12 protein-coding genes are annotated in these 10,562 nt (G+C 35.5%); 1 reads left to right on the top strand and 11 read right to left on the bottom strand.

The window, feature by feature from the left end; all coding sequences use genetic code 11:
- Nucleotides 1–29: 29 nt before the first annotated feature.
- The gene (locus H6G44_RS15795) at nucleotides 30–359 is read right to left on the bottom strand and encodes a putative toxin-antitoxin system toxin component, PIN family (protein WP_190387460.1); all 330 of its coding nucleotides are present in this window, start codon (nucleotides 357–359) and stop codon (nucleotides 30–32) included.
- Complete coding sequence (locus tag H6G44_RS15790; RefSeq protein ID WP_039199730.1) at nucleotides 349–570, bottom strand: hypothetical protein; 222 nt, start codon at nucleotides 568–570, stop codon at nucleotides 349–351. Before H6G44_RS15790 ends, H6G44_RS15795 begins: the two co-directional genes overlap by 11 nt.
- A 266-nt stretch (nucleotides 571–836) precedes the next feature.
- Here H6G44_RS15790 and H6G44_RS15785 point away from each other — a divergent pair, with 266 nt between their 5' ends.
- Complete coding sequence (locus tag H6G44_RS15785) at nucleotides 837–1,118, top strand: hypothetical protein (RefSeq protein WP_168644736.1); 282 nt, start codon at nucleotides 837–839, stop codon at nucleotides 1,116–1,118.
- 408 nt (nucleotides 1,119–1,526) lie between these two features.
- Here H6G44_RS15785 and H6G44_RS15780 read toward each other — a convergent pair whose 3' ends face one another.
- From H6G44_RS15780 to H6G44_RS15740, 9 genes are all read right to left on the bottom strand, one after another.
- Complete coding sequence (locus H6G44_RS15780; RefSeq protein ID WP_190387461.1) at nucleotides 1,527–2,492, bottom strand: GDP-mannose 4,6-dehydratase; 966 nt, start codon at nucleotides 2,490–2,492, stop codon at nucleotides 1,527–1,529.
- Nucleotides 2,493–2,495: 3 nt separating this feature from the next.
- Nucleotides 2,496–3,122, bottom strand: coding sequence for an FkbM family methyltransferase (locus tag H6G44_RS15775; protein ID WP_190387462.1), 627 nt, complete (start codon nucleotides 3,120–3,122; stop codon nucleotides 2,496–2,498).
- 203 nt (nucleotides 3,123–3,325) lie between these two features.
- A complete protein-coding gene (locus H6G44_RS15770; protein WP_190387463.1) occupies nucleotides 3,326–4,507 on the bottom strand; it encodes a glycosyltransferase family 4 protein in 1,182 nt (393 codons plus the stop codon).
- Nucleotides 4,504–5,661 carry a glycosyltransferase family 4 protein gene (locus H6G44_RS15765; RefSeq protein ID WP_190484383.1) on the bottom strand — a complete coding sequence of 386 codons (1,158 nt, stop codon included), beginning with the start codon at nucleotides 5,659–5,661 and terminating at the stop codon, nucleotides 4,504–4,506. Before H6G44_RS15765 ends, H6G44_RS15770 begins: the two co-directional genes overlap by 4 nt.
- 201 nt (nucleotides 5,662–5,862) lie before the next feature.
- A complete protein-coding gene (locus tag H6G44_RS15760) occupies nucleotides 5,863–6,330 on the bottom strand; it encodes a class I SAM-dependent methyltransferase (RefSeq protein WP_190387465.1) in 468 nt (155 codons plus the stop codon).
- Between the two features lie 54 nt (nucleotides 6,331–6,384).
- Entirely contained in the window at nucleotides 6,385–6,639 is a 255-nt protein-coding gene (locus H6G44_RS15755) for a class I SAM-dependent methyltransferase (protein WP_190387466.1), read from the bottom strand.
- A gap of 157 nt (nucleotides 6,640–6,796) precedes the next feature.
- Nucleotides 6,797–8,014 carry a hypothetical protein gene (locus tag H6G44_RS15750; protein WP_190387467.1) on the bottom strand — a complete coding sequence of 406 codons (1,218 nt, stop codon included), beginning with the start codon at nucleotides 8,012–8,014 and terminating at the stop codon, nucleotides 6,797–6,799.
- 278 nt (nucleotides 8,015–8,292) lie between these two features.
- A complete protein-coding gene (locus H6G44_RS15745; protein WP_168642805.1) occupies nucleotides 8,293–9,294 on the bottom strand; it encodes a glycosyltransferase family 2 protein in 1,002 nt (333 codons plus the stop codon).
- 256 nt (nucleotides 9,295–9,550) lie between these two features.
- Nucleotides 9,551–10,549: a class I SAM-dependent methyltransferase gene (locus tag H6G44_RS15740; protein WP_190387468.1), complete on the bottom strand. Its 999-nt coding sequence runs from the start codon at nucleotides 10,547–10,549 to the stop codon at nucleotides 9,551–9,553.
- Nucleotides 10,550–10,562 lie beyond the last annotated feature (13 nt).

The raw sequence follows: 10,562 nt of genomic DNA, 5'->3' as shown, positions 1-10,562 counted from the left end.
TTGGGAAATGAGTTTATGATCATGGTTAATCAAAATATTTTAATCCTTCGCCCAAAATTTAACATATTTTTGGCTATTTTTATCAGGCTTTTCTTAACATTCAACACTTCTGCATTAATTGTGATTAATTCTGTTTCTCTAGCTAAACTGGCTAAAAAGTCTTCACGAATTTCTCTCGATAGATAGCGGTCAAATTTTGGACGACTGAGTACATCAATTAATTCTGATAAAATTTCCACAGAAATTAAGATTACTCCGTTTTGTTTGGCTTCTCTAAGAGCTTGCATTGTGGTAGATTTAGAGAAGATTAATGCACTGACAATTACATTTGTATCAATTACGATACGGTTAGTTTTCATCCTTGAGAATAGATTCTAAAATTTCCGGGGTCATTCCCTTAGCAATGGCTTGTTGACTCGCTTCTTCCATGATATCTAAGAGTGGTTTTTGACTGACTGCTTTTTGCAGCATTATGTTGAGAAATATTTGGATTTTTTGCTGTTTTTCTGGCTCTGCTTCTCGGTACGCTTTGGCAATTTCTGGGTCAACTTGAATGGTAATGTTTTCCATGATAAGTTACAAGTTAATTAGTCTAGTTTTATTATAGCGATCGCCAGTTATTTCTGTTTTACACTATCCTGAATTATCTTAATCTCCTCTTCTGTTAACCTATACAATTTGTACACTATAGGGTGTGTTGGCTAGTGTTAAGGATGTTTTAAATAAGATGCAAGCATAGGAAATGAGAATTTCAGACCGGCTGTATGTGCAGGTTTTGACTTTAGCACAGGAAAAGAAAGTTTGAGGATAGGTAAGGTAATTTATCTCGTGAGCAGTTGTTAGTGAGATTTCAATGGCGAACTGCTGACGCGATCGCTATGAGTAGTATTTTTAAAAAAGGCAAGTATAGATTAGTATGGCTGGTTTTAGCGATCGCCCTTGGTTTATCTACTATAATTCCTGTGAGGATAGCGATTGCTTTTCACAAAACTTCCTTACCCCAGGTAATTTTTGTGTTGAGGGGTGATTATAAAAGAATGGAATTCGCCGCCCAGTTTTGGCGATCGCACAAAGACTTAGATATTTGGGTTTCTGATTGTGACTCTCACCTGAATTAATTATAATCGCCGCATTTTTCAACGGTTTGGTGTTCCTAATCACCAATTGCGGTTTGATGGCATATTTACAGATACAGTAACTAAATTTACATCTATGGCGAATTTACTGCATTGAATATTTTAAAAATCCCTAAATCAATTAATTTTGTAGGGGGCAAACCCCCTGTGGTTGCCCATAAATCGGGGTAGGCACGGGGGCGCTACCCTTACGACCCCTACATTAAATCCAAAGGTCAAAAGCGATAGCGAAGCGCTGCTGCAAGCAGTTAGTTGCTATTGTCCTTGGTAGTGAAGGGATTGTAGTTACACCTATTGCTGTACCTTCATTGGGATATAGGTCAGAATTTTTACTTAAAATGTACTTCTATTTTTTTCACATACCATCATACCATCAATATTTACAAGAAGTTAACTGTTTACTAATTCCTTCAGGTCATGATCTACCATTAGTTCTACCAATTGTTCAAAGGAATATTCAGGTTTCCAACCTAATTGGTTGTGAATTTTATCAATATTACCCACTAATTGCACTGATTCATCTGGTCGGTAAAAGGACGGATCAACTACTACATAATCTTGCCAGTTTAACCGAACAAAGTTAAAAGCACACTCTACCAATTCCTTAACTGAGTGGGTTTCACCACTAGCAATAATATAATCATCAGGCTGCTGTTGCTGTAACATCAACCACATAGCGTGTACAGCATCTTTGGCGTAGCACCAATCACGATGGGCATCTAAATTTCCCAATTTTAATTGATTAGCTAATCCCAGCTTAATCATGGCCGCAGTTCGGGTGATTTTACGAAATACAAATTCTGCACCACGTCGGGGTGATTCGTGAGTATATGTAATACCGCAGCAAGTGTAAAGGTTATATTGTTGGCGATAATTGATAGTCATCCAATGGGCATATGCCTTGGCGACACCGTAGGGATTGCGGGGGCGGAAGGCAGTAAGCTCGTTTTGGGGAGATACGTCAGGCTGACCAAAAACTTCACTGCTGGAGGCTTGGTAAAATCTCGCATCAGATTTACAACGACGAATGGATTCTAAGAGACGAGAAACACCCAAAGCAGTGTATTCCGCAGTGAGAGATGGTTGTGTCCAGGATGTAGGAATATAGCTTTGAGAAGCCAGGTTATAAATTTCGTCGGGTTGGGATTCTGTAATCACATCCATGAGTGAGGATTGATCTAGGAGATCACCAGAAAGAATTTCAACAGTACCACTGAGGTGATTAATCCGTTCAAGGTTTCCAGAACTGGAACGACGGACTAAGCCAAATACTTGGTATCCTTTGGATAGGAGGAGTTCGGCAAGATATGAGCCATCTTGACCCGTTAATCCGGTGATTAGCGCTTTTTTAGTCATTTTTTATAATAAAGTATTGACGTATTTACAGATTCCTCGATGAGAAAAATGTTTGAAGCTTTTTTTTAGGTTTTGTGGAAAAAACTTGTTATCATCGCCAGCCTCAACGTAGATTAGTTTTATCCTTGAGAGAATGTCTAGATCTATTGAGTTTATTGCTATCTCTTCCAAACCTTCAATATCCATTTTGAGAATATCAATAAATTTATGAGAATCCAGAACTTGTGATAGTGCGAAATTAATATCAATAGTCTGAACTGTTATCTGAGATTCACTTTTGACTCCGATTCCCCCGTATCTACCCGAACTTTCTACCCCCATCTGAGTTGTACCATTTATGTTACTTATAGCAAGCTTCTGATTGAAAGCTCTATCCTTAAATTTACTTATGTTGTTTTGAAGTTGATCATAGAGTTTAGATACTGGTTCAAAACCATACACAATATTGCTATTATTCCTAGATAAAAAATATAGTTGGGAGACACCAATATTTGAGCCGAGATCAACAATTACTTTAGGTTGGTTGTCTGTATAATAAATTTCCCAACAAAATATTTCATTAATGGTGAATGTGTCTAAGGAGTTCAATATCTCTATTGAATTAACTCCAATTGGAGTTTGGAGACGCACTATATGTGGATAATTACCTTTTTAGAGAATATAGCCTTGCAGAAAGTCCTGGATAGGATTTACGTATACAAAAGGTGCTTTTATAACTGATAGATAATTTCTGTAGTCAAATAATGCTCTAAAAACTCTACTCAATGATCTTCCAAACATAATTTAAATTCCTCCTATGTATTATCTAGATTTTTTTGCTTGAAAACCTCAGTTCATCTGCTTATATCAAGCATTATATGATTGTAAAGGTTTTCAACTTGGTTAGCTGAAAATTCCCAGCTATATTTATTAACAACAAATTGTCTTGCAAGATTTCTAATCTCTCTAGCTAGATCAGAGTTTTGTAGTAGAGTAATCGTAGCTTTCGCAAAATCTTCTGGACTATCTGCTATCAAAATTTCCTTGTCAGGGTTTGCACTCAGAGAACCAAGTCCCAAACTTGTAGTAACTACAGGTAGTCCAGAAGCCATTGCTTCCAAGATTTTGCTTTGCATCCCTGATCCTGATTGCATGGGAGCGATCGCAATCTTAGCTTTTTTTAGAGTTTCTGGCATAGACTTTACAAAGCCAGTGACTATAACTCCTCTCTTTTGCTCTAAACTGCGAACTTCTGTTGTAGGGTTTGCTCCAGCAATCAAAAGTGTAATATCAGGAATTGTTTGTTGAATTATGGGTAGACAAAGTTCAACAAACCACTTAACAGCATGAATATTAGGTGCATAACTCATATTTCCAGAAAAAATTAGGGTTGGTTCTATTGGTGGTTGTTTTTGTAAACTAAAAAATTCAGTATCTATTCCGAAGGGGATAACCTTTACTCGTTCACTAGGAATTAGTTGTGCATCCTTTTCAGATACAACTACCAAATTATTAAATAAGTTAGGTAAATCACGTTCATAACGGGTGACTCGTCGAAGTTCCTTCTGAAAAATCAAGCGCTTAGGAAAAGATTCTAAAGCTACACGACGCTCTAAATTTAATTGCATCGAGTCAATCAGTTCTATAATTTTAGGGGTATGTATATGATGAAAATAAGGGGCTATCCTCATCATAAAAGTATGAACTACATCAAACTTATTGGCTGCCAAAATCGAATCTAGCTGTTGCTGAAATTTACTAGAAAAGTAGTAACAAGCTTGAAGAGGTAATTGTGAAGTAAATAAACCTTTTCCTACATTGATAAGTGATTGCCATTTAGGGAGATGAACAGGATATATTGCTTTACAGTACGGACGTATCCGATCAATATTTTCTAGTTCCCAGGCACTATGATAAAGGGTTAACAATGTAAGTTCATGTCGCTGACTTAATATGCGAAGGCGATGATAAGGTATAAACTGATCTCCTCGTAACAGAGGATAAGGAAATCTCGGAGTAACAAAAAGTATTTTCATAAGTTATTATCATCGGCAATAATAGATTTATAGATATCTAGAGTTTCTTCAGCCATTCTTCGCCAAGAAAATTGCTTTGCTCTTGCTAATCCACGTTGAATTAAGTTATCTCTTAAAGAATGGTCAACTAATAATTTATATACTGCTGATTCAAGTTCTTCTTGATTGGTGGGGTCTACTTGCAAAGCCGCATCTCCAACAATTTCAGGAATAGATGTTGTATTGGAGGTAATAACTGGAGTACCACAAACCATTGATTCTAAGGGTGGGATACCAAAGCCTTCATATAAAGAAGGATAGATAAATAATGTGGCACAATTATAGAGATATACTAATTCCTCTTGAGTAACATAGTCCGTAAAAATAACATCATTTTCGCATTGAAGCAAACAAACAAGATCATAAAATTCAGACTGCTTCCAGTTTGGAATTCCTACGATAACTAACTTTTCATTAATGTTTTTCGTTTGCTTTAGCTTTGAAAAAGCTCTAATAACTAATTTTGTGTTTTTTCGTGGATCTGTACCACCTAAAGTTAATAAATACTTTCCAGATAGATTAAAACTATTCTTGATAATTTTAGATGCGTTTCCCCTGTCAAGTATGCTAAATGAAGCATCCGGTGCTTCATAGGTAGTTATAATTGAGCTTGTTTGAAGACTGGGGAAGTGATGCAAAATATCACTTTTAGAAAAGTTAGAAACTGTAATCACTTTAGTAGCATTTCTAATAGTTTTGCTGACAATAGCACTTCTGTATATCCTACCTAGTCTTTGATAAGCAACATTTGACTTTGGCAATAGTACGGAATCTTTCAGATACATCACATCATGAATAGTGACTATCAGTTTTGTACTTTTTTTTAGAAAAACTGGAGATGTGTTAGCAGTGCAATGAAGTACGTCTATACCATCTTTAATTGCTTGTCTTGGCAGAACTAGCTGTTCCCATAGTAAATAATTGGCTGGGACTAGGATTCTAACTTCAAAATTTGCAGCTTTTGGTAAAATATTTTCAGAATCAGGTTGATCTGTATAAAGAAAATACTGATTTTCCTGATCTATTTTTGCTAAAGATTGCAATAAATTGAGGGTATAGTTGCCTATTCCCCTACGCTTTTTGAGTGCAAAGCGGGTATCAATTCCAATAATCAATTAAAGGTACTCCTTCAGTCTTGACGTAATCGTAAATAGCAGGTAGGGTTAATGACTATTTCATGTTGAAATAAATTATGGTGCTGATGCAAAGTAATAATCCAGCATAATTAAGGCTTATAGCCTATAACCCACCATAATTTATCGATAAACCTCTTTAGCAGAAACCAAAGAGAACCTTGACTAAATGAAATATCACGATTAAAAATTTTCAGTGTATTCGGTATTAATCTGAGCAAAGCAATATATTGATGTCGAGAAAGCTGATATAATTGGGAGCGATGTCAAAACTTTATCAAGATATGTTATTGGGGTATCTAGCTGTTCACGTATCGGGCGCAAGAATTTTAATTGTCTTCCTAGAAAGATGGGCAGAAAGCTATCATACCCAATCTGATCAACCCTGAAGCTGAACATCCTTAACATAAATTGCAATTCTGATTTTGACATACGTACTGCATGAGACCAGCGCCCGGATTTACGGGCGATGTATTCAGAAATAGAATACTCTGCAGGAAACCGAAATATGAAAAACCAACCGCCTGGTTTGAGGATTCTACGAATTTCTTTTAATGAATCGATAATGTTGTGAGCATGTTCTAGAGTTCCACTGGAAATCACAACATCAAATGAGGCATCAGGAACATGAATCTGAACAGGCGAAGTCAAGGGAAAATAGTTTATCCCTGAATCCAGAAATTCTGGTATTTTAAGATCTTTTGATCAATCACAAGCATCAACTTGATAGCCATTTTTTGCTAGCAGATAAGATAGCTGTCCGTAACCACAACCCCAATCAAGAATCCTGCTTCCAGGTAGCAAATAAGAAGAAATTTTAGCAGCATCTCGAACGTAAACTGCGGCACCTGGAAAATTATCAATATGTCCTACATCAGATGTAAAATCTGGATTTTTGACTGCAAAATTATGTGCTGCATTAATGATATATTGACAGTCTGATTCAAAGCTTTTAATCATTTTACAATTCCTTATATAAAAGAACAATTTCGTTGTCATCAAATAAACAACCTAATAAGTAATGGGACAAAATTAATTACACAAACATTTGGAATGAAATCCTTAATGGACAAAGGATTGGTAAATAAATAATATGTAATTAATTCTGTCCAGGTACTTAACTCTTGGAATCTGCTCGCTTATCTTGCTTTTTTCCAAAATTTAATATCAGTCTATAAGCTAAGAGCATTGTTAAATCTGCCAATCCAAAAAACAGAACAATCCGAAGCATATTTCGGACTATATTCATAGATTGTACTGACAGCAAAGCTACTAGAAATCGATCCTGTCTGTGGTCAAGCATTTTTCTATGTAAAAAATCTGCTAAATAGCCGAGCAAAAAACCCATAAGTATAATGCCAAACAACCCAAAGTGGGCATAGGCAATTTCAAGTCCTGGTGCAACAACTGAACCTTGAGAATATGGATACAAGGAATCTAAAAAGTCTGCTAGAGCAGCAACTAAATATTGGTCATTACGAATTACGTTTGGTATAAGTTGCGTAAATAAGGTGAGGTTCGATAACCCAAAATCATGGTCAATTCCACCAACTTGGCCTTCATAAGTTAGAATACCTGCTAAACCCACAAATCCTTCAACATTAGTACGATAAAACCAATTAACCGGGTTTTCGTCCTGACTGAAGCGGTTAAACAAGTCATCTAACTTTTCATGCCAGTCCAAACCAATATTTGTAGCACCATTATCTCTATACAATCCATATACAATAAAGATAAAAATAAGTATTAAAATACCACCAAGCATCCAACGACGCGAAACTTGTTTATGGCAGTAGTTAAATAATAACAGCACTTGAACAAGCATAAATACGCCTATAAAGCGGGAATTGATCAAAGTGAGGAAGAAAGTTATAGCGAAAATTAGTATGTCATAAATGTTTACCCTTTGTTTAACTGAAATTTTATGAAGCAAAGGCATCTTCCCTAAACTTACAAATATCAACAGCATAGTCTGACCACCAACAGATGTTCCTGGACTATCTATAGCTGCTTGCAATCCACCTAGAAGAAGTATCAACATCGTACCAAATATAATAACCCAACTTGCTATTAGGACATATGAAAAAAGAGAGTTTGTCTGTTGCGTTGGAATTAAAACTTGGTCGTATAACTGTGATGGCAAGGGTAGTTTGAATTTGTGCCGTGCCATAAATACATAAGTTATGACTAGACTAATAACACATAAACCAGCATAAAGATTTGCTAATCGTGTGCCTTCTAAACTTATTGATTGATACAGATGTACAATATTTGCCTCTCCTTGTTGGAACTGATTTAAAATCCACCATGCTTGTCCTTGAACTAAAACCAACATCGTGAATGAAATTAATATTATATACAAGTTACGGTTGCGACTATAAAGAAACTCTCGAACAATTAGAATCCCTAGTAGACCAATTTGTATGTATAGACATATCCAATCAAAAATCATATCGAACATATAATTTTGGCTTTTCAGTATTTGTTATGCTAAATTATTAGACAAAATGCCAAGTTAATTAGCATCTAATAACAAAGCAGGTTTTGCAATTTTAATGACTCTATCTCATTCAATTGCATATCGCTATCAATACACACTCCTTCGTTACTTCATTAGTCAGAGAAAACTGTTAAGAGTTTGGGAAGCTTGAAAATAATCTCTATAACTGCAAGTTTTTTGGGTTGGCTAATCTTGGGATTTATAAGATTAAAAAATAGAGATATGATAAAAAACAATAACCAAAAATCATAGCCAAAGTGCTTCTTCATTACGAAGATTTTGTTTTTATAAATATTTAACCATGATGTATAGACACGCGAATCATTACTGGAAGCACCTATTTTATGATAGACAACAGTATCTGCACATTTCATTTGAATCCCTTGTTTTTGGGCACGTATGCAATACTCATTTTCTTCAAAATACATAAAGATATTGCTATCAAACAGTCCAATCTTCTGTATAACTTCTCTACTCATCATTAAACTGGCTCCATTTATAAAATCCAGTTTTTTGGGAAAAATCTTGGTTTCGCTGACCACTCTACTAGTGAATGAAGAGAAATAACCACCCCCATAGGCTTGAACTTTTTCAGGTTGGGAATAAAATTTAAGTATAGATCCAGTCATGCTGAGACAATCATTAGAAGCTTCAACCATTTTTTTGATTGCTGCATTATCAATAACGGTGTCGTTATTAAGTAACCAAACATATTCACAGTCATTTTGTAATAAAGCGTAGCGTAAGCCAACATTATTTCCACCACCAAAGCCTAAGTTTGCGCCAGTCTGAATTAGTATCAAGTTAGCATCAGCATCTTCCTTATTTCCTCCTGCTTCTGCTTGGACTAGATCATATTGTACATAAGAAACTGGCTTAGAAATTGGAGGGAAGCTTAAAGAGTGGAAAGTATGGCTTTTTGGCAAAAAAATATCTATTTTACCTTCTGCCCAAGCTTTTATATAGTCTAAAGAGCCGTTACTTGAATTGTTGTCGCATACAATAACGCAATAATTAGGATAATTATTCCTAAAAACACTCTCTAAGCATTCTATAGTGTCAGCCCAACCATTCCAATTTACGAGGATAATGTAAACTTTATTTGTATTTATCATAATTAATATCTGATTTTTTTGTAAGCGTTCACGGGGGGTAGAATATTACTCTAAATGTTTACAGTTGTTTTTGTGCAAGGTTTTGGGATGATTTATGCCATAAATGCCTAAAGAATAAGTTTAAATCTCAGTATAAAAAGAACTTTTGCTTATTTAAAATAACCTGTAAAAATCAAATTTGGGTTGGTTTTCATGATGATTCCATTTAATCTTATACAGGGTATTTTTTTGATCACCCCCTGAACGGTCACTTTTTTTAGTGTTTTCTACACAATAGGACAAGATTTTCACCATCATCAAACTGATTTCTAGTTAAAAACACTTCATAATAGTGAAGTATTAATGCTATAAAGAAAATCAACAATTTTGGTTCTCGTGATACTTCGTGATTTCCAAATTTCTGGATACTAAGACTACCGTTTAACACACCTATTGAGTTAGTGGCAGTAGTCCAAGTATTAATATTATTGAATCCTGCTTCCGTAGCACATTTTCGTATTGTATTTTGTGCAAATAAATGAAGGTGTCTTGGTGGTTCCAGTCCACGCCAATTATATCTAAAGATTGTATGTCCCCAACTATTAATATTAGGAGTTACTAAAACTAAATAACCACCTGGTTTAAGAATACGGTAACACTCTTGTAATAAAACCACTGGTTTGGATACGTGCTCGATTACATGACTCATGGTGATTGCATCAAAAGTGTTAGCTGGATAAGCAATGCGCTCTAAACTACCAACGTGAACATTGAAACCATATCTTGTACGAACACCTTCCACTGCTTTAGAATCGAAGTCAACCCCTTCAACTTCCCAGCCAGCCAGTCTCATCTGATTTAGAAATTTGCCATTGCCAAAACCAACTTCTAGCAACTTGCCAGGACTGATATCATCCAGATACATATTATTAAGTCGTATCTCTTCTTGCCTGATTCCTAGAAAGTGTGAAGGTATTATCTTCACTACATGATAAAATTTACGGAGAAAAATCCCTAGCACACTTTGTTTCGTGTATTCTATGTTATGAGTATAGTAGTTTTGATATGCTTTTCCAATATCTTCCTCAAGCGGCATTGGATCTAACCATACTAAACCACATTCAGGATTTGTACATTTCTTTAAATTCCATTCACCTGGCGCACCAAACAGGCGGTCCTTTAAACTCTGATAAAGCAGCTTACCTTCATCGCCACATAAATAACACTTTGGACAAGAATAGGTGCGGATTTCATTATCATCTTTCGTTTCCATCATAATTCCTTGATTC

It is taken from the genome of Aphanizomenon flos-aquae FACHB-1287, from assembly GCF_014698755.1.
Taxonomy (GTDB): Bacteria; Cyanobacteriota; Cyanobacteriia; order Cyanobacteriales; family Nostocaceae; genus Dolichospermum; species Dolichospermum flosaquae.
Note: the sequence above shows the minus strand (reverse complement) of the source record. Positions and strands in the feature narration are given on the sequence as shown.

Bases quoted from the DNA above. Each gene is read 5' to 3' on its own strand.
- H6G44_RS15780 (WP_190387461.1), bottom strand. From the start codon at position 2,492: ATGACTAAAAAAGCGCTAATCACCGGATTAACGGGTCAAGATGGCTCA.
- H6G44_RS15790 (WP_039199730.1), bottom strand. From the start codon at position 570: ATGGAAAACATTACCATTCAAGTTGACCCAGAAATTGCCAAAGCGTAC.
- H6G44_RS15795 (WP_190387460.1), bottom strand. From the start codon at position 359: ATGAAAACTAACCGTATCGTAATTGATACAAATGTAATTGTCAGTGCA.
- H6G44_RS15745 (WP_168642805.1), bottom strand. From the start codon at position 9,294: ATGATAAATACAAATAAAGTTTACATTATCCTCGTAAATTGGAATGGT.
- H6G44_RS15750 (WP_190387467.1), bottom strand. From the start codon at position 8,014: ATGTTGGTTTTAGTTCAAGGACAAGCATGGTGGATTTTAAATCAGTTC.
- H6G44_RS15770 (WP_190387463.1), bottom strand. From the start codon at position 4,507: ATGAAAATACTTTTTGTTACTCCGAGATTTCCTTATCCTCTGTTACGA.
- H6G44_RS15740 (WP_190387468.1), bottom strand. From the start codon at position 10,549: ATGATGGAAACGAAAGATGATAATGAAATCCGCACCTATTCTTGTCCA.
- H6G44_RS15755 (WP_190387466.1), bottom strand. From the start codon at position 6,639: ATGATTAAAAGCTTTGAATCAGACTGTCAATATATCATTAATGCAGCA.